22 protein-coding genes and 1 pseudogene are annotated in these 19,193 nt (G+C 41.1%); 13 read left to right on the plus strand and 10 right to left on the minus strand.

Features of this window, described 5'->3' with window-relative positions; all coding sequences use genetic code 11:
• The first annotated feature begins 47 nt into the window (after positions 1–47).
• Entirely contained in the window at positions 48–1,301 is a 1,254-nt protein-coding gene (locus AC1DOK_RS21485) for an L-lactate MFS transporter (RefSeq protein ID WP_477556347.1), read from the plus strand.
• 392 nt (positions 1,302–1,693) lie between these two features.
• On the opposite strand, the gene AC1DOK_RS21490 is transcribed toward AC1DOK_RS21485, so the two are convergent.
• Positions 1,694–2,167 (minus strand): ASCH domain-containing protein, encoded by a 474-nt coding sequence (locus AC1DOK_RS21490; protein ID WP_477556348.1) that lies wholly within the window; start codon positions 2,165–2,167, stop codon positions 1,694–1,696.
• Between the two features lie 304 nt (positions 2,168–2,471).
• Between AC1DOK_RS21490 and AC1DOK_RS21495 the strand changes: the two genes are divergently transcribed.
• The 3 genes from AC1DOK_RS21495 (at position 2,472) to AC1DOK_RS21505 (ending at position 4,897) form a co-directional block, all read left to right on the plus strand.
• Positions 2,472–2,696: a helix-turn-helix domain-containing protein gene (locus AC1DOK_RS21495; protein WP_477556349.1), complete on the plus strand. Its 225-nt coding sequence runs from the start codon at positions 2,472–2,474 to the stop codon at positions 2,694–2,696.
• Positions 2,697–2,791: 95 nt separating this feature from the next.
• Positions 2,792–3,772, plus strand: coding sequence for a BadF/BadG/BcrA/BcrD ATPase family protein (locus tag AC1DOK_RS21500; protein ID WP_477556350.1), 981 nt, complete (start codon positions 2,792–2,794; stop codon positions 3,770–3,772).
• Positions 3,773–4,018: 246 nt separating this feature from the next.
• A complete protein-coding gene (locus AC1DOK_RS21505; RefSeq protein WP_477556351.1) occupies positions 4,019–4,897 on the plus strand; it encodes a hypothetical protein in 879 nt (292 codons plus the stop codon).
• A 93-nt stretch (positions 4,898–4,990) separates the two neighbouring features.
• Here the strand turns inward: AC1DOK_RS21505 and AC1DOK_RS21510 are convergent, their stop codons facing one another.
• From AC1DOK_RS21510 to AC1DOK_RS21520, 3 genes are all read right to left on the minus strand, one after another.
• The gene (locus AC1DOK_RS21510) at positions 4,991–5,857 is read right to left on the minus strand and encodes an SDR family oxidoreductase (RefSeq protein WP_477556352.1); all 867 of its coding nucleotides are present in this window, start codon (positions 5,855–5,857) and stop codon (positions 4,991–4,993) included.
• The gene (locus AC1DOK_RS21515) at positions 5,854–6,363 is read right to left on the minus strand and encodes a hypothetical protein (protein ID WP_477556353.1); all 510 of its coding nucleotides are present in this window, start codon (positions 6,361–6,363) and stop codon (positions 5,854–5,856) included. The genes AC1DOK_RS21510 and AC1DOK_RS21515 overlap by 4 nt, the downstream gene beginning before the upstream one ends.
• 108 nt (positions 6,364–6,471) lie before the next feature.
• Positions 6,472–7,038 (minus strand): MarR family winged helix-turn-helix transcriptional regulator, encoded by a 567-nt coding sequence (locus AC1DOK_RS21520; protein ID WP_477556354.1) that lies wholly within the window; start codon positions 7,036–7,038, stop codon positions 6,472–6,474.
• Between the two features lie 464 nt (positions 7,039–7,502).
• Between AC1DOK_RS21520 and AC1DOK_RS21525 the strand changes: the two genes are divergently transcribed.
• From AC1DOK_RS21525 to AC1DOK_RS21535, 3 genes are all read left to right on the plus strand, one after another.
• Complete coding sequence (locus AC1DOK_RS21525; RefSeq protein WP_477556355.1) at positions 7,503–8,246, plus strand: DUF5713 family protein; 744 nt, start codon at positions 7,503–7,505, stop codon at positions 8,244–8,246.
• A 262-nt stretch (positions 8,247–8,508) separates the two neighbouring features.
• A complete protein-coding gene (locus AC1DOK_RS21530) occupies positions 8,509–8,622 on the plus strand; it encodes a DUF6630 family protein (RefSeq protein ID WP_477556416.1) in 114 nt (37 codons plus the stop codon).
• 33 nt (positions 8,623–8,655) lie between these two features.
• The gene (locus AC1DOK_RS21535; RefSeq protein ID WP_477556356.1) at positions 8,656–9,120 is read left to right on the plus strand and encodes a DUF4259 domain-containing protein; all 465 of its coding nucleotides are present in this window, start codon (positions 8,656–8,658) and stop codon (positions 9,118–9,120) included.
• A gap of 29 nt (positions 9,121–9,149) precedes the next feature.
• Here AC1DOK_RS21535 and AC1DOK_RS21540 read toward each other — a convergent pair.
• From AC1DOK_RS21540 to AC1DOK_RS21560, 5 genes and pseudogenes are all read right to left on the minus strand, one after another.
• Positions 9,150–9,257: pseudogene (locus AC1DOK_RS21540) on the minus strand (transposase); the annotation flags it as partial.
• Between the two features lie 117 nt (positions 9,258–9,374).
• Entirely contained in the window at positions 9,375–10,457 is a 1,083-nt protein-coding gene (locus tag AC1DOK_RS21545) for a leucine-rich repeat domain-containing protein (RefSeq protein WP_477556357.1), read from the minus strand.
• A 205-nt stretch (positions 10,458–10,662) separates the two neighbouring features.
• Positions 10,663–11,907 (minus strand): DUF4153 domain-containing protein, encoded by a 1,245-nt coding sequence (locus tag AC1DOK_RS21550; RefSeq protein ID WP_477556358.1) that lies wholly within the window; start codon positions 11,905–11,907, stop codon positions 10,663–10,665.
• 71 nt (positions 11,908–11,978) lie between these two features.
• Positions 11,979–12,200, minus strand: a complete 222-nt coding sequence (locus AC1DOK_RS21555) for a helix-turn-helix domain-containing protein (RefSeq protein ID WP_477556359.1) — start codon at positions 12,198–12,200, stop codon at positions 11,979–11,981.
• A 10-nt stretch (positions 12,201–12,210) separates the two neighbouring features.
• Positions 12,211–12,693, minus strand: a complete 483-nt coding sequence (locus AC1DOK_RS21560; protein ID WP_477556360.1) for a DUF2975 domain-containing protein — start codon at positions 12,691–12,693, stop codon at positions 12,211–12,213.
• Positions 12,694–13,221: 528 nt separating this feature from the next.
• Here AC1DOK_RS21560 and AC1DOK_RS21565 point away from each other — a divergent pair.
• From AC1DOK_RS21565 to AC1DOK_RS21575, 3 genes are all read left to right on the plus strand, one after another.
• A complete protein-coding gene (locus AC1DOK_RS21565; protein ID WP_477556361.1) occupies positions 13,222–13,857 on the plus strand; it encodes a hypothetical protein in 636 nt (211 codons plus the stop codon).
• Between the two features lie 35 nt (positions 13,858–13,892).
• On the plus strand, positions 13,893–15,200 hold the full coding sequence (locus AC1DOK_RS21570; RefSeq protein WP_477556362.1) for a polysaccharide deacetylase family protein: 1,308 nt from the start codon (positions 13,893–13,895) through the stop codon (positions 15,198–15,200).
• A 333-nt stretch (positions 15,201–15,533) separates the two neighbouring features.
• Positions 15,534–15,878: a hypothetical protein gene (locus AC1DOK_RS21575; RefSeq protein WP_477556363.1), complete on the plus strand. Its 345-nt coding sequence runs from the start codon at positions 15,534–15,536 to the stop codon at positions 15,876–15,878.
• A gap of 281 nt (positions 15,879–16,159) precedes the next feature.
• Here the strand turns inward: AC1DOK_RS21575 and AC1DOK_RS21580 are convergent, their stop codons facing one another.
• A complete protein-coding gene (locus tag AC1DOK_RS21580) occupies positions 16,160–16,525 on the minus strand; it encodes a group I truncated hemoglobin (protein WP_477556364.1) in 366 nt (121 codons plus the stop codon).
• 150 nt (positions 16,526–16,675) lie between these two features.
• On the opposite strand from AC1DOK_RS21580, the gene AC1DOK_RS21585 reads away from it, so the two are divergent.
• From AC1DOK_RS21585 to AC1DOK_RS21595, 3 genes are all read left to right on the plus strand, one after another.
• Positions 16,676–16,975, plus strand: coding sequence for a DUF2089 family protein (locus AC1DOK_RS21585; protein WP_477556365.1), 300 nt, complete (start codon positions 16,676–16,678; stop codon positions 16,973–16,975).
• On the plus strand, positions 16,975–17,268 hold the full coding sequence (locus tag AC1DOK_RS21590) for a hypothetical protein (protein ID WP_477556366.1): 294 nt from the start codon (positions 16,975–16,977) through the stop codon (positions 17,266–17,268). Before AC1DOK_RS21585 ends, AC1DOK_RS21590 begins: the two co-directional genes overlap by 1 nt.
• Before the next feature lie 143 nt (positions 17,269–17,411).
• Entirely contained in the window at positions 17,412–19,178 is a 1,767-nt protein-coding gene (locus AC1DOK_RS21595) for a SulP family inorganic anion transporter (RefSeq protein WP_477556367.1), read from the plus strand.
• The last annotated feature ends 15 nt before the right edge of the window (positions 19,179–19,193 follow it).

Consider the following 19,193-nt stretch of genomic DNA (forward strand, 5'->3'; position numbering starts at 1 on the left):
TAAATCACACATCTTGATCATAGCAGAATAGAAAGAGGGGATTCATCATGAGAATGCATCAAGCAAAACAGCCGCAGGTAAATCGGTGGTTAATCATACTTGGAACGATCATTGTACAAATGGGATTAGGAACCATATATACGTGGAGTTTATTTAATCAGCCGTTAGCTGACAAATTTGGATGGGAGCTTAGCTCCGTATCGATTACGTTCTCCATCACCAGTTTTGCACTGGCTTTTGCGACACTATTCGCCGGTAAAATTCAGGATCGTATCGGAATTCGGCGCTTGACGATGATCGCAGGTGCTGTTCTTGGTGTAGGGCTAATCGCTAGCTCGCAGGTTTCATCGTTGTGGATGTTATATTTACTTGCTGGTGTGGTTGTTGGTTTTGCAGATGGTACAGCATATATCACATCGCTTTCGAATTTAATTAAATGGTTTCCTGAACGTAAAGGATTAGTATCGGGGATCTCGGTGGGAGCTTTTGGGGCAGGCAGCTTGGTTTTTAAATATATCAATGCGCATTTCATCAATACCATGGGGGTATCTCAAGCTTTTCTGGTCTGGGGATTAATCGTGATGGTGATGGTGATTACTGGTGCGTTCTTAATCAAAGAAGCCGTAATTACGGAAGCACCTGCGAACGCAAATACTCAATCGCACAGTCAACGGAACTATACAGTCAAAGAAATGCTGCGTACGAAAGAAGCGTATATGCTCTTCGTTATTCTATTCACAGCTTGTATGAGTGGATTGTATATGATTGGTATTGTCAAAGACATCGGTGTGCAGCTTGCAGGTCTTGATATCAGCACAGCAGCGAATGCAGTAGCTATGGTGGCGATTTTCAATACAACCGGCAGGATCGTTCTCGGTACATTGTCCGATAAAGTAGGACGTATGAAAGTTGTAGCTGGCGCGCTTCTCGCAACGGCATTGTCCGTCATGACTTTAAGCTTCATACCTTTGACCCCGGGCATCTTCTTCACATGTGTCGCGGTGATCGCATTCTGTTTTGGCGGTAATATTACGGTCTTTCCAGCGATTGTGGCGGACTATTTCGGCTTGAAGAATCAAAGTAAGAACTACGGAATCATTTATCAAGGATTTGGCCTAGGTGCCTTGGCTGGTTCGTTCCTCAGTGCTTTGCTCGGTGGTTTCCACATTACCTTTATAGTCATCGCGGTCTTGTGTGTGATCTCTTTCTTGATAGCGACCTTTATCTCAGTACCTGTCCTACGTGATAAGTCGAACAGGAACAAAGAAGTTGTACTAGAACCGCATCCCAATGTGGGATAATCGTAGGGGAACCTCCTATCGATAAGAAAGGTCACTGAAAGAGTGTCAGAAAATCAACAGGCGTCTTTCGCACATATAAGCTGTGTAAAGGACGCCTGTTTTTCGTTAAATAAGGCAATCTATTGAAACGAGTGTTCACGACGATAATCTCAAACCAACAATTGTTTATTCTTGTACTAACTTTAATGTCATTGTGTGTCGAATGCACTTCTCTGAGACACCAACTATAATGTCACTGAACATGCTTTGTTCACGAATAATAAAGTTGTTAAAAAATAATAAAGTCCTTTAAAAAATAAAATAGTTGTTTAAAATATGGTATAAAATCGGATTTTTATACCATATTTTTTGTGTAATATAATGTTAAATTAGGTACATAATTTTTCTTCAATTTATACTTTATCTTTATAAACATCCATTACCTTAAACGTTTGACAAACTAGCAATAGGTCTGGAGTAAAAGTAAGCCCATACTGACTTAATTCCCAAGTGAAAAATTTAACATGCTCACTATACCAATAATCATAGCTTAAATCCCCTTCACCCTCAGACCTTGCAAAATCACTTGTTACTTCATTCATTTTTAAAAAATCGATCTTTGTATATTTTATAATTGCTAATGGATTATTGTCTCCATCCAATACAATATCGTATTGACCAACTTTTTGAATTTCTTCTCCTTCAAGCTCGTATACACAATGTGCAGCGCATGTTCCTGTTTTGATTCCTTTAACAACTAAACTTCCTAATTCATCTCCCATTTCTTTGGAACCATCTCCAAACATCCATGCATCTGGAACACTCATGTTTAACTCATTTTCTCTAGCGTACATATGCCAATATTCTTCTATCTTATTAACTGACATTATTCACTTACCCCCTTAGTAGATAAATACCGTGAACTTAACATGCAACCTATTATCTGTCAATATTTTAGAAGAACATGTAATACAACTACATCAACATAATCATATATAGATACAAGATTTTAAGTTATATTGTGGGCAATAATTAACTATTCGCTATCCGAAAATTAAACAACTTTATTATCTTTATACATGCTTGTAAGGTGATAAAAAGTCTGGAACCGCTAAAAGAATATAACGACATCATGGGCCGTCCTAATGTAGATATTAGGGCGGCCCAAATTCATTTTAATAGGTGTAAAAGATGAACACTATAGGAACTAAAGTTAAAGCGATTCGAACACAACATAAATTATTAAATCAGGTAGCATTTTCAGAAGCAATTGGAATTTTACAAGGGAGATTGAATGAGATTGAACAATATAAAACAAAGACATCAGCTAAGACATTGAAAGAAATGTGGAATAAGTTTAGTATTGATTTGAACTGGCTATTAGATGATACAAATGAGAATCGCAATGTCGAATAGTTGAATAGGGCATTTAATCTACCATTTATAAGATACCTTTTTGAAGAGTAAATGCAGACAAAAATAAATAAGTCTTATTGAAAGAGGTAACTCAGATGGGACAATCTTATGTAATTGGATTAGAAGGCGGCGGTACTACAACTCGCGTAATGGTTGCTGACTTGAAGGGAAATGTGATGGCTTATCAAGAATCAGGCAGTTCACACCCCAATAAGGACCCACATGCCAAGAAACATATTGAAGAAGCAGTTTTGGGAGCTTTAAAAGTTGCAAGAGTAGAACTAGATCAAGCTCTATATTTTACTGCAGGACTTCCTGGTTTTGAACAAAAGAAAGATCTGGAATGGGCAAATCTGTTAATTGGTATTGAAGGACTATCCTGTCCTAGATTGATAGTTAATGATTCTGAGGTCGGACATGCCGGTGCCTTCTTGTTCGAGCCTGGAATAATGGCTATATCTGGAACAGGATCGACAATAATGGGGTTTACGGATGAAGGGCGGGTCATGTTTAACGGCTCTTTTGGACACTATGCTCGCACTGCAGCTCGCTTTTTATCTTACGACGCTGTCTATAAAATATTGGCAGGACAGGTGAAGCCTGAAGACCAACCGCTTGTACAAAAGATTATGCAATTTTTGGGTATTCAACTTGATGACGAATTTCGGGAACGCGCTTCTCAGCAGTTTATTATGGATCGAATGGAGCGAGACCGCCGATTTGGATTGATGGCTCCGATTTTGACCGAAGCTGCCCTTGAGGGTGTACCTTTAGCGAGAAATGTTTGTGACAAGGCGGTCCGATCGCTAGAGACCGGCATCCGATTGGTTGGAGGTTCCTTTCGTGAGCAATGCGTTAAGGTTTGTTATGTTGGCAGCGTGATCCGGAGTACATATATTCGCAATCAATTAACGGAAGTCCTACAAGGTAATTCCAATAAAGACTATCGAGTGGTTGAGCCATCTCTATCCCCTGTGGCAGGTGCTGTAGCGATATCCCTAAGGGAATGTGGAATTAAAATGGACAGAGAACTATTAGCGGGTTTATTACAACACTCCCAGTCAAAAGTTAGTTGATCAAATAAGTAGTTCAGTCTAAAACTTATTATTCAAAACCCGACTGTCTTTCTAATCAAAAGTCGTATATGTATTGTAGAGCTCATTTAAGGGGTGCCACATTGGTACCCTTTTCTATTCCTGAGATATTAAACTTTCTTTAAAAAATGGCGTTAGTTATGTCATAGATTTGCATATATTGGTGCTTTATATTTAGAGGTATGAGTCTATATGGATATTTATATTCTTTCAGTGAGAGGGAAGCGTATGCAGAAGAAAATAATCGTTATTGATAGACTGGTAATTATCACTATCGTTTTACTTATTATTATCAGTGTTACAGGATTATGCGCTTTTAATTTATCCAATAGCTATGAGGTCATTAATCAGTATGGGGATACAGTCAAAATGTGGGGAAGTGGAGTTTATAGCCATGATTCCTATTTTAGGGCGCCGATATTCATTGGGACAGATTGTACGATGCTTCTCATAACGATTCCATTAATAATATTTGCTTTAATCCAGGAGAGAAAAAAGCGAAATAACAAGACAAGGTTGTTTCTCGTATCGATTATGTCGGTGGTGCTTTATTACAGTGCAAGCATAGCATTAGGCGTTACATATAACATTCTCTTTTTGGCCTACCTCGCCTTATTTGCTTGTTCGTTCTTTGCGTTTATTCTACTTCTATTAAGTATTGATTATAAGGATGTATATCAGAAACAAACGTGGTCTTTACCTACTAAGGGTATATCCATATTCTTGATTGTATCTGGAATTTCGCTATTTGTAGCATGGCTTCCAGACATTATGCCTACACTTTGGAGCGGTAAATCCCTTTCCTTAATTGAGGTATACACAACAGAGATTACATATGTTTTGGACATGGGACTGATTAGTCCAGTCATTTTCATCTGCTTGTATCAGCTAAAAGGGAAGAATCCATTTGGCCATTCCTTGTTAGCTATTCTCTTATTGCTCTGCTCAATTGTTGGTATCATGGTCACTGTGCAGTCATTGTTTCAGATAGCTGCTGGTATTGATGTCCCTCTACCTGCATTGATTACAAAAGCAGGGATCTTTGTAATACTGGCATCAGTTGCAATATATTACAATTATCGTTTTTATAAGAAACTCATAATATAAAAAATGAATGTGTTCATATGAAAAAATAAACGAGGATGTCCCAAAAGTCATGAAAATGACTAAGGGATATCCCCTTTTTACATGACTCCGCCTCTACTGGAAATTTTCTACACACTCATGCAGAAAGGCGTCTAGCGTGCGTGGCTCTCTGCCGAGCAAGCGCTTCACAGTGTCATTTGGACTTTCTGGCACTACCGTAGACATGGTTTGAATTTCCACAACGTGGTTCGCGAGCCAAGGAGGCATATGCCCGTGCTCGATAAGATTGCGGAGTAGTACTTGGGGTTCCATGTTAATGTAGCTTATCGGCCGATTAAGCAGGGCGGATAGTTGACTCGCGATCTGGGGATAACTGAAAATCTCCGAACCAGTAAGCGTATATATTTGGCCTGATACCTCGCGGTTGGTCAGAACTTCTGCGGCAACATCTGCGATATCGCGACAGTCAATGAAGTTACACGGTGAATCGCCCATGGAGCCGAAGAAAACATTTTGGGTTGTGATCGTTGGTGCAAGGTGCATTAAGTTTTGCATGAACGCATAAGGGCGCAACACGGTGTGGGTGAGACCCGATTCCCTCAGCGTTTTCTCGATTTCTTGATGCCAGCCCGCCACTGCCACTGGAGAGCTCTGCTCAAAGGCAGGGCTGGATATTTTTACAATGTGTTTGATTCCAGATTCGGCGGCAATCCGAATAATTGAAGTTTCCAATTCGATTTGTCTTGGACTGTTGGACATGGCAAGGAAGAGCTGGCTAGCACCTGTAAACACCCGGCGCAGCGATTCGGGGTCGGAAGCATCCGCCGATGCGACCTCGATAGTCGATCGGCCTTTTTCTCCAATCTGATCACGCAACTTCTCTGGCTCTCTGCTCAGCGCCCTGACGGGTACGCCAAGATCAACCAAACGTTTCAAAAGCGCACTGCCTATCGTACCTGTTGCTCCCATAATAACTATCATTTTTTTCTTCTCCTTTTGGATGAAAAATTAGTTGTGACGGCAAGACGCCACCGCCATGTCACTATCGTGCTTGCTATGAATCCAGACAACGGGAAATCGATCCAGACACGACCGACCCAGGCCAAGAGATTGCTCGGAATCATAATTTCTAGTAAACCAGATGTCACCCATGCGGCGTATAGCCCAAACGAGGACCCGGCCAATGCGAACACCCCTACCACAACCAAGTGAGGTGCACCGATGACCCATCGTATATGGCCCACTCGGCTGCGCAACAAAAGGCCAATCATCAAGGCCATCAAGGCCGATGCACCGCCGATTGTGGTCAATGCCCCTATTTGAAGACCCCTATCGGCAGTAACTAATCCCCCGATACCTGCCATGATGGCAGGAGCAGCATAGGCCATTACAACTTCACGCCATAGTACAAAAGTCTTTTTCTTGGAACCAGCAGCCTTGATGCCGTAAACATCATCTGTCTGATTCGGGTATTTCATCTTGTTCATTTAGTTGCTTCCTTCTTCTTTTAAATTGTTCAGCGTTTGCTTTCAGATAGATATAATTAGGAACCTAACTATATAAGAGTGAAAATAGGCTAGCTTCACTAGCCCATTCTACTCATTACTGATGTTTTTCTTTGGTTTCGAGCCTAGTTCGCCCGTAAGTGCTGAGATGCCTTGTGTAACTCGGCCTAGCAGGTCGAGAAATACGCTGCGCTCCTCGATATTGAGTAAGCCCACCATTGCTTCCAGCCGAGCGAAATGCTCAGGAGCCATTTCACGGAGCTTCTTCGCTCCTTCTTCCGTCAAAATGACTGATCTCTGACGTCCATCGTCTGAGCTTGATCGCCGAGATACTAGCCCATCTCGTTCAAGAATGTCGATAAGACCTGTCACTGTAGCACGTGTAACGCCTAGATGCTCCGCTAATTGCGAAGGCAACTCTTCTCCTTCGTTATCTTCAAGATCTGCCAATAAACGATATCGACCTGTTGATAAACCGAATCTAGAGAAATGAATCTCCGAGGCATGTCCAAGCTTGGCCCCCGCTGCCATTAGCCTAGACGCGACGAGTATAGCCTGTGCATCTATGTCTAGGTTATAGCGATCAATCTGACGCTTGGATTGTACAAGCGAGGGAATAGCGTCAATGTCATTTATTATTTTATTATTGTTGTTCATATATATAGTATGGTTCCTAATTACTTTTGTGTCAACACATTTTTATAACACATCAACACCCCGCCTTTCTTCATATCTGGAACTGTATTCCTCCTCGGCCACTGCAAAAGGCTCGATCTCTCTTTTATTCCAAATCTAGTTAGAGCTGTTTGATCCTCATCAACCGAAGATTATACCAAATATAATGGAGTTATATAGTTGTATTTGACAACCTTTCGCTTCCTGTACTTTTCATACATTAATCTAAGCGATGGTTAATGATTTAGATACGCTTTTATAATAAGCGGTCAGAATTCAAGGTTAAGACGACTTTTTGGTGGTTTAACATTGTGCAAGGAAACCGAGAATGGACGATGGGGCAGACCGAGGCAGACTGCGTAATCAAGGTAAACATTTCCATTCACAGTCTTCTCTATAGTAAAATAGAGAAAATCATATTTTCACTTGGGAGGCAGACGGCAACGATGGAACAAGAGCTAAGCGCACAGATAATGCAGTGGCACGAGGATGACGAACACCAGCAGATCGTAGACACTCTGATGAAGATTCCTCCAGCGGACAGGGATTACGATATGATCAGCAGCATGGGTCGGGCTTATAACAATCTGAGTTTGTATGAAAAAGCACTGGAACAGTTTGCTTTCATTGCTGAGCAGGGAAAAAATGATCCGTTGTGGTATTTTCGCGTAGGCTATTCCTATTATTATATGGAGCGGTATGAGGAAGCGGCAGGTGTGCTAAGCACCGCGCTGGAGCTGGATCCTGGCGATCAGGATTCAGTCAGATTTCTAGATTGGAGCCATAGCAAATGGCAAAAACAACAAAAGGCTGAATCCCAGTGCACATTCAGCAAAGCGGAAGCTACACAGGCATTGACAGCTGCAGGAGAATTGGATGCCAATTTTAACTATTTGCAAGACATGTATAAGGACAGCTACTATCCAACTTTTTTAGTGGATAAGGTGAAAGAGCAGATCCTGGAAGTGGTACGGTTTTTGGAAAGCGGGTCGTATTCAAATGAAGCGATACAGGACGAGCTGGATAAGATGACGATCGCCATCAACAATTTGCAGGAAGAATTCGATGAGCATGACAGCGAAATCGAAACTGTGGCACGGGATTCCATCGGGACGACCGTAGAAGCGATCCTGCATGCGTTTAAGGTGGATATCGATATCGAGACGGCCATCAGGGAGAGAGATTGGTAATTTTCTAGCTAGAATGGAGGTATAGGGGGTACATTCGAGGTGCGAATCTACGACTTGCGGGTTGATAGATAGTCTGGAGCATTATCGAGAGTTGCTCCGTATTGTATCCGAAGCGCTGCGAGGCTTGGCAGCGTAGCTATACAGGAAGGTTGGTAGAGCATTTGTATACCGTGGCGCACGCAATCAGACCGGATAGTGATACCTATGAACACTTGGGAGAGCTGCTGAATGGCTGCGGCCTCATGGCATCGTTTTGGGATATTTGGACATCAACAGTGACAGCTATGTACTTATTGTCGTCCATGAGGAAGAATGTGAAGAAATAGAGCAGTTGGCCGAAAGAAGCGGGTACGAATTTCATGGCAGCTTCCGATAGGCTGGAATCCATACAAACAGGGAGGAACTAGAGATGGGAGCATGGGGCATTAAAGCACTGGAAAGTGATGAAGGTTTGGATGTAGTCGATTTTCTGCAGGACCGCATACCGGACAATTTGTGTTTGGATCTATCCGACCTAATTACAGTCATGAAGGAAGCTGGTTTTCTTGGGAAGTCAGTTGAAGATATTGAATTTTACTACGACAACACAGCGCTGGCACTTGCGGAACTGTATCTGATGTTTCAGGAAACGGGGAAGCTGGATTACGGTCATGAAGATGAAAAAAAATCCCTTCTAACTATCCGTTCATTCACAGCCGATGAAGAGTCCTTGCGCTTGATCTTGCATTATCTGACGGATATTCGGGATGAAGTGCCGGATGAGGATGGTGAAAGAGAAATCGTGGTGCTGTGGTGCGATTCTCCGAGCTTGGAGGCACGGAGGGTGCATCTGGAGCAGCTGATTATGAAAATAGAAGAACACTTAATCGCGTGAGGAGGCCACGCCGTGTGATTTGGGCTCGTCTTTAAGCGTTCCAGTTTCATTTTCTTGCACTGCTGAATTTGAAAGAATGATTTCCACGTCTTAAACAAGATCTCCACCTGCCAACGTAACGAATATAGTTCGTGCAAATGTGTACCTGATATATTCCAATATACACATTAGATATTTCCCTTGTTTCTCCTAGCTGGAGTTCCTCCATAATCCACTCTTGTATTTAGCTTTAAACGCGATACGTAATAGGCCTTTTAGCCATGAATAGAAACGGCAAACTTCTTCCAGGCAGGCGGTTGGTTCGTCGTTTGCATGTATTGCCGGATATAGCTGTCCAGCTTTGCGGTTTCTTTGTCGTTCGCCATGCCAAAATAAAATCCTTGCAAGGACGGATTTTGCAGCACGGGAATAAAACGATCCGCTGGGATGGTTTTTGTGCTGAAGCCTCGGAAATAGGCGAGGGATGGAGCAGATTTCAGTGCAGCATAGTCGACCAAGTTTTTTAAATCGTTCAGCATAATGGTGTGCAAATGAGTGGATTGTGAGAAGTTCGGCATGGCTTGCACATGCTTAAGCTGATGCAGATAGAGCCATTCCAACTGGGGCAGCTTGGCTGCAAAGCCGATGTCGCTCAAGTGGCTGATTTGCCAAAGCTCTAGTATCCGCAGGTTGTTATGATCGTGCAGGGCGGAGAAATCCTTGCTGGCTCCCATCTGGATAGACAGTCCGTGCAAGTCGGGCATTTCTTGAATAAAGCGGTAATCCTCCACAGTGATTCCACGTAGAATTAGCGAGCGAATACCGGGCAAGCTAGCGACCTCATGAATGTCCTTCTTGCGTCCTTTGATAAGCAGCATGGACAACGCAGGGAAGCGCAACAACTGTCCGTAGGTGAAATTTATTTTACTTTCGGATAGTTCCAAACCTAGTGTATGAATATGTGGACTCAGTTCGTTAAGAAAACTGTAGTCTCTGCACTTCGGAATATCCAGCACCAGCAGTTCCAATTGTTCCAGGTGAGCTAGTGCATCCAGATGGATGGCGCTGACTGCATCGACGATATGCACTTTTCGTACATGCTTTAAATGTCGCATGAGGGACAAGTCACAGATTCCTTCAGCATCCCAGAATCGAATGTTCAGCTTGATATCGGGTCTTGTTGCAAAGATACAGGCATTCAGTAATTGGGCTTCCTCATCAGTGAGAGGGGAGAAGAGCTGGACTGTACAAAACTGATCATCGGCTGCAATCTCCAGAAGCCTGGGAGCGGATAGCGGCTTGATTTCGCCAAAAGTACGACGTTCGATATTGGCGTTCGATCCTGAAATACGCAACATGGTTAATACCTCCTTTTCTGTTATCAACTGACTGAGTGTGATTATGTCGCTTGTTTCATCTTTTCGGGAATGGTCCACTTCGGTTTAACTAAAAAGGAGTTGCCCAAGGCAAGCTCCTCAACAATCGTTCTGCGTTTATTAAAGAAATTTGTTGTCTATTATTGTCATCTTACAAAGAATAAGACGCATTAACAGAGCCTTTCTATTAGAAGATTAAAGGAAAAATAAATGTAACGAAAGCTGCCCAGAGTCCGTAGACCGGCAAATACTTAGTAACGGCATCTTGGATGGCCCAAGGTCCGGTTTTGTTAAGTAGAAACCGCATATAGGAAAGCATAATCCAAATTAGATTGGCCCAGATAAGAATGTTTACGCCTAAAACAGCAAGTCTGTTGGGCGTAATCCCATAAGAAGAAAGCCTGAACACTATGGCTGATAACGCCACACTGTCAATGATAAGAGCAAGAACAATTAGAGCAATATTGATATAATCAGAAATGCTCTTTTTCTCGTCTGTACCGCTTTCGGTAATGGAGAATATGGTGACGGCCAATACAATCAGGAGTACTCCGTTAAAGGATAGGAGGAAATCGCGGTCCATGAATGGATTTTTTCCGACCCCAATAACCGTTATCAGATAGACCAACAAAGTGAGCAGTACAAGAGGACTAAAAATTTTGGCTATATAGGGTACAATACTTTTAGCAAGTTTAAGGTTCCTTGATACCAGGTATGTAGCCACAATAGAGAGACCGGCAGCACCGAATACAACGACATTTCTAAAATAAAATTCTTCTATATTCATGCCGACAAATGTAAATAACTGATTAGTTATTCCAAATAACAGCATTCCGCTAATTGCCATGATGCCGTAGAGTATGCCGAATTCACCATAAAATTTTAGATAAGCTAATCTTTTGCTGCCAATGCGATGTTCATTTCCTGTAAATGCAAGCCCGATTAATACCCATAACATGATGGGAAGGTGTATATAAGCCAGGATAATACTGTCGGTTAGCTCTAGCGGCAGCAGATTCAGAAAAATTCCTGAGATTACGAATACGGATCCAAGAGTGACAAGAACTTTTTTGTTAGGTTTATTCATGTATACAAAATAGGCAGCGATAAAGGGAAATATACCAAACACAAGGTTAATTGGCGCTATGGCCCCCTGTTCGACAAAAGGAAAAATGATCCTGGTACTAATCCCAGCTAGAATTGCTAAAATGCCCATGACTAAGAAATCTTTCTGAAGCAAGGAAGCTTTTTCTGCATTTACAGTCTCCTTGAAATGCAATCTTTCAAACCAAATGGCTAGAACCTGCGAATCAGGGTTTTGTTCCCAGGCATATGAGAATGACTTTCTGAAAGCTTCGGGTTCTTTTCTATACATTCTCTCCAGCTCATGGGGGTTATCCATATTGTCAATAATCCGATTGTTAATGTCCATGGTTCTACCTTCCCTTATAATTGTCATATGATGTCCTGATTTTCTCCACACTGTCTATTAACCAAACTATATTATCCTTGATTATCTTGGTCACTTCTGTATTCTAAAACATCTCCAGGCTGACATTCTAAAGCCTTACAAATCGCCTCTAAAGTTGATAATCGAATCGCTTTTGCCTTTCCATTCTTCAATATAGATAGGTTAGCCATTGTTATTCCAACCCTCTCCGAAAGTTCTGTTACGCTCATTTTTCTTTTAGCCAACATCACATCAATATTGATAATAATCGCCATGTTATTCACCTCAGACCGTCAAATCATTTTCAGATTTTATATCAATAGCCTCTTTTAAAAGCTTTTGGAGAACAGCAGCAAAAACGGCAATCACTATGGAGGCAAAAATCATGACCAATCCGATTACTATGATACCTGGGGCATCGTCCATGTCCGCTATGAGATAGAAGAGTGGCATGCCTACCAAATAGAAGCTACTGATAGTGATTGCACAGTATTTAATATTCTTTAGAGCTCGTACTGATAATTCCGAGAAAGCTTTGTTCTTGTCAATATAGCTTAAAAGTTTAAAAGCTTGATACAGAGCAATGTAAAAAGGGATCGCCGATGCATACAAATCGATTAAAACCAGATATTTGATAGAAGTCATATCTGGATACAATTGTGCTGCAAAATTCGCTATCTCAGGCACCAAAAATATGCACATAGCAAGAACTGGGATGCCAATAAAAATAACAGCTGCCTTTAAAAAGAGTGTTGTTCCTCGTTTCATTAAAAGTCCCTCACTTATGATTAAATTTAATATGACTTTAGCATGAAATTTATCGTTATGCAATAAAAAATTACTGTTATTAATTATATTGTTATTGTTATAGAGACACCCTTTTTCAACCAAAAAAAGCATTCCTCATTACAAAGAAATGCTCTATAACTTTAAATATTCAATGTATAAGTTATTGAACTAACCTCCCTCTATGAGTAATGTTATTCCTCATAGAGGGAGGAGAGTTTAATTGTGATATGGAAAATAACTAGATGCCCTCGACGAGCCAGTTCAGCCAGGATTACTGATTCTCCCGTACTAGGTATACCTATGAAAGTTATTAATTTACAAAAAACGGTACTTTAGTCCCGCCTCATTTAAGGGTTATTAAATTATAATAGATAGGATTGAACCGACAATTAACGACATTTATAGAAAAGGTGAGGTAAAACGATGATTTCTTCTTTCCTCAAAAAAAGGAAGTCCTCTGAACGGCAATCCGAGGGGAGCATTATTGAACATACGGTTTCTGAGGATTTGCAACAGGACCCGTTGGCAAATTTCAGTACGTCAGAGGCCGAGGAAGAGTCAAACTCTATTTTAGAAAAAAAGTCGCATTTGGATAAGAAATCTCTCGATTTGGTATTTGCTGTCGAACAGATGATACAGGCCAAGCAGCGTGTTGAGACAAGCAACTACGAGATGCAAGATCGGTTAAACTATGCGAACGGGCAAATTGACCGGTTAAACAAAGACCTGAAAAATATGAATAAAGTCATTGAGGATCGCGAGAAAAGCATTAGGGACTTGGAGCAGAGGCTGGCCGAGAAAAACCTAAGAGTGGACCAGATGTTGGACGATTACCGGGAGCTCCAATCTACCTTGTCCAACGAGATTGAGGAACTAAAAAGTATAAATGAGGTTGAACGCCAAAAATATGCGTCCTTGCAGCAAAAGAATACCGATACCCTTGCTGAGAAAAACAGGAAAATCAACGAGCTTGAGGAGAAGATTGGTAAACTCGAGATTGAGCATGCGCATATGAAGCAGAAGTTCGAGACGCTTCGTCAGGAGAAGACGCATCTTGTTAACATTGTCAACGACTTTGCTTCCCGCATGACATCTCCTTTTGCAGCGAAATCAAGCGAAAATGGTGAGGTTTCATCGGATTGAGGTTATGCTAATCGGCTAGAAGGACGATGAGTGAAATGGAGACGTATAACACACAGGTGATGGAGCTATTGTCGCTTGGGGAATTACCGAATGGCTGTTACCACATGAATCTCGGGATCTCCCATCTAGACAAACAAGCTTCATTCGTGATTGAAATAGATGAATTTACGTATATACAATTGAATGCCTTGCAGCCGTTGAACGGGGGGAGAGTTCGACTTTCTCCTTACCCTAAGTGGGACCCTTATCGTAACACGTATTATAGCGCTTTAGTCAGAACGACAGGTACCTTTAGGGAAACGCTTTATTTTTCATGCAGTGAAAAATTTAAGGCACAGATGCAAGAGATCCAGCTACGGAAGGTTATTTCCGTCCCAAATGACGATGACGGTCAGAAGAGGGAGGCCGGGATCGAGGGAAGCGAACAGCGCCATGCAAGGCGTGTCTCCAATCCAGGCATGCTGCGGAGGGGACTGCTGCTGGTAACCGGTGCTTTGTTTGCCTATCTATGCATCTGGTTCAACAGCGATTGGATCACGAATGATACCAACACAACAAAAAGACATTTTGGTACTATGATGGCAACGACATCAACCGATTCACAGAAAAAGGATTTGGCTCATTCGAACGAGCCTACTATTAAGGTAGAGGATCAAGAAGCCACCGTCGTTAAGCTTGCTAATTACGATAAGAAGGATACGGCTCCCCTAATAGGTGACTTGCCCCATAATTCTGCAGTTATTCAAAAGAACTACGAGGTCATGGAGATTAGTGAGGATCGAAGCTTCTTTGCGCTGCCAGAAGAATACGTCGCTTTATCGTTCGATGATGGCCCGTCGGTATATACGAAGAAGATCGTGGATATTTTGATGGAACATAAAGTGGCGGCTACCTTTCTTTTTGTTGGAAAAAATGTGGAACGCAACTCAGATGCGGTCATCTATGCCAGTGAGCACGGTATGTCGATCGGGAATCATTCCTGGGATCATAGTGTGCTTACAAAGGCAGACGCTGAGGAGCAGGTCAAGAATCTAGCGAAGACCTCCAGCCTTATTGAGTCGATTACCCATAATCCTGTTACCTTATTCCGTCCTCCATACGGTGCTGTTAATGGTGATCTCATTTCCAGCGCGAAGGAACAACAATTGAAGGTTTTATTGTGGAATCGTGATCCTGAGGATTGGCGCGCGAAAAAGCCGGAGGACATCATCGAGTATTTCGAAAAAGTAAAATCGTCCGGCGGTGTGTTTGTGCTTCATGAACATAAGAATACGGTAGAGGCATTGCCGGCTATTATCGAGTTATTGAAAAAGACCAACCTGAAATTTGTCACGTTAGAGTAATATTGTGCTAGTACGCTTCAGTGTCTGGCATCGACTGACGTGTAGGAATGATGAAAGGGCATCCTAAATAGGGTGCCCTTATTCTTATTAATTCCCTGTTAGACTCGGAGATAGTAGGGATGCTAAGAGAGCTTGCTTAAGTCTTGAACAAGAAATTCAGAATCGTTAAAAGATCGTAAATCGGGTGTTAAGGGGTAACACTGTTTCCAGATAATTAAGTCTTTTAATTGCGAAAAAAGTCGATTAATTTTATAATAAAGTTGTTTAAGTCCTAAATTTGTGTACTACAATAAGGTGATGGCCTAATGTGGATAAAAAAAGGAGGTTAACAATTTGACTATTGAGGCAGTAAAAATTTTCGATTTTTATAATAAAGCTAAGAATCACATTGAACAAGCTACCATATTTAATGGGTTTACGGTAAAACCAAGTCCAGACACGGGAATTCAAATTTTGAACCCAAACAAAACCGGCATCACAATACGAGAGAGTTGGGGAAATGGACAGGTTGAAATATTGATAGAAGGAATCCGACATGCTCCAGCAAGTAGAGATCTCCAAATTACGAGAGACAGTATAAAAGAGCTTTTTGATGCAATTGACGCAGATAGAAAAACTGGTTTAATTGAAAAGATTCAAATTAAATCCCTCGTTGAGTCTTTTATTAAACAAGCATAGAACTCATTAGGCTATCGGATATGATAGTTCAAGGAAAAAAAGAATACTGAAAAATCAACTTCTTAATCCTTTTCTTCCTTTCATATGTCCTACATAGTCTACCGCTGAGCAAATAAAGTTTATCACAGAGCCGACCGTTCTTCAGGCATTTGTTCTGATTTTCGGTCGGCTTTTTTCTCGCTCGCTCTTTATCCCAGCCACCCCTCACCTTAAGGCCTCGAATCCTTTGTTATATCAGGCTTTAACTCGATTGAACCAAATTCCGATTTGTCCTGAAGCTTTTACTTGTAAATCACATCATCCCTCAACGTTGCGACTGTGCTGAGTGCTTGATTGATATCGGCCTCTTGTACTCCGAAATGTTCTAATGCAGCATGCAAATGCTTTACAATCGCATCAAAGTGTACAGGTTGCAGGTTCATGCCTGTGTGTACTTTCGCCATGGATTGCCCTGTATATTGATTTGGACCGCCCAGAGCAAAGCTAATGAATTTGGTTTGGTGAAGGCGTTGTTTGTCCATGTCTGTGTTGGCAAAAAAGTGGTTGACGGTATCATCGGCTAATACGAGGCCGTAAAAATAATCAACAACCTTGCCAATGACTTCTTCACCGCCAAGTTTGTCGTAAAGATTTGTAGTTGTAGTCATGTAATCCTCCATTTTTGTTATGAGAGTAGACTGAGATATTATTTCCAGAAGTGGATGGATTATGCTGCTCCGCACCTAAAATAAAATATATTAAAAAAAACTTGAATAAAATTAAAAAATATATTAATATTATTAAAAAGGAGGTGCGATATGGAAAGAGACGAGATTCCATCTTGGCTTTTGGCATTAGATAAAAATAACGTAGAATTTATTAGAAAATTTATTTTGAATTCCGGTTCATTGAAAGATATGGCTAAAGATTATGGTGTATCTTATCCAACAGTACGAACCAAGCTGGACACTTTAATCAAAAAAATTGAACTAAATAGTAAAGAAGAAGATGTTGAGTTTGTTAATATGGTTAAGAATTTAGTCATTGATGAGCGTCTAAGTTTAGAAGTAGCCAAAGTCATAATAGATAAATATAGAAAAGAAAGAGATGACGCATAATGAGCACTTTTACTCAAATTATTCTAGTAATCGCAATTTTAGTGGCCCAGCATTTTCTTTCGAGAAGAGAACAACCCTATTGGGGGGCTATATTACCAATCTTGTATATTGCATTTTTGGTATACGGAGAAATGACAAGTTTATTTAAACCTGTTGGTGAAGGTGATAAGGGACTAATTTATATAGGTATATTGGGAACGGTAATCTTGCTGTTAATTTGGACGGATGGTCGTAAAGTAGTTTCAATGAAAAGACAGAAAGAAATGGAAAAACTAGAAGTTCAGAATATGTAATCCCTGAAAAACTCACAACCGTTTTATCATAGAACAGTCATTAATTCCCTTTGACAGAATATGCTATTGGTGATATACATTATCTATATTCAAATATTCAAATATACAAATATACAAATGTTTATGAGGAGAAGGGATTAGTTGTGAGTGTATTATTTTCAGGAAGATTTAAAGGCTACTCTGTTCAACATTTACGAAAGGATCTTCTTTCAGGTGTCATTGTCGGTATTATAGCCATTCCACTCGGTATGGCTTTTGCTATTTCGTCAGGCGTGAAGCCTGAATATGGCATCTATTCGACAATTATTGCAGGGATATTAATTTCACTCTTGGGTGGTTCGAAGTTTCAAATCGGAGGGCCTACAGGTGCTTTTATTCCTATCCTTCTCGGCATCGTCTTGACATATGGTTATGAGAATTTGTTGATTGCCGGATTTATGGCTGGTGTTATGCTGCTTCTAATGGGAGTCTTCAAACTGGGCTCATTAATTAAATTTATTCCACGGCCTGTTACCATTGGATTTACAACAGGGATTGCAATTAATATTTTTACAGGACAGCTTGCTAACTTTCTAGGTCTTAGTGGAATTGCACGGCATGAGGATTTTATATCCAACATGAAAGAGATTTTTATCCATTTGGATACCTTGAGTTGGTATAGTGTAATCACAGCTATAGTTTCACTTGCTCTGATCTTGCTTACACCCAAATGGTTCCCTAAAGTTCCCGGGCCTTTAGTAGGATTAGTTGTTACAAGTTTCGCTGCTTATTTGCTGTTTCCAGGTGAAGTGGCTACAATTGGTTCAACATATGGCGAACTAGCCAGTGGATTGCCTGCGTTTCGAATTCCTGAAATAACTTGGGAGAAAATCGTGCAGTTGCTTCAACCTGCCTTCGTCATCGCCATGCTTGGCGGGATTGAGTCGTTGCTTTCCGCTGTTGTTGCTGATGGAATGACGGGAACCAGGCATAACAGTAATCGAGAGCTGATTGGGCAAGGTATAGCCAATATAGTAACGCCTTTATTTGGTGGAATACCAGCTACAGGAGCGATTGCAAGAACAGCGACGAACATTAAAAATGGTGCAGTTTCGCCCATGTCTGGAATTATTCATAGTCTGGTTGTACTTGTGGTATTATTGCTCTTAGCTCCGTACGCTTCTCATATCCCTCTTGCAAGTATGGCTCCTATACTAATGGTAGTAGCGTGGAATATGAGTGAGCGCAAGGCATTCGCCCATGTTCTCAAGATAAGAACGAGCGATACAGTTGTTTTGATTATTACGTTCCTGCTGACTGTATTTACGAACCTTACAATTGCTGTTGAGGTTGGACTGGTTTTGGCTGCTATTCTGTTTATTAAACGAATGAGCGATACACTTAAAGTTGATAAGGTTCTGCCTGATCCATCAGATGATAAGCATAAAGTCAAATCACATATCGTAAGTGATGGACGCGATTGTCCGCAGATCAGCATCTATACGGTGGAGGGGTCTTTATTTTTTGGAACGGCACAAATGTTTGAAATGTCTATTATAGAAAAGATCAATCGCATGCCTAATGTATTGATTTTGCGAATGGCCAAAGTGCCATATATGGATACAACCGGAGAATTGAATTTCACAAAAGTTGCCCGGTATTTTCAGCATAAGGGAGGCATCATTCTCATATCCGGCATTCAGAATCAGCCTCAAGAGATTTTGAAGAAGACAGGACTTTATGAGATGATTGGAGAGCCACATTTCTTTGAGCATACAGGTAAGGCAATTGATTATGCACTAGCGAATTTGGAAACAAACAAATGTATTGGATGCAAACATTTCGCATTCCAGGAATGTACACGGCTGTCCAATCCCAAGGGAGAATCTGTGCACGTTAAGCAAGCAACAAATACAAGGGCAAGTTCATGAATCGTAACAAAGGAG

The sequence above is a fragment of the Paenibacillus sp. P5_B5 genome (assembly GCF_056400365.1).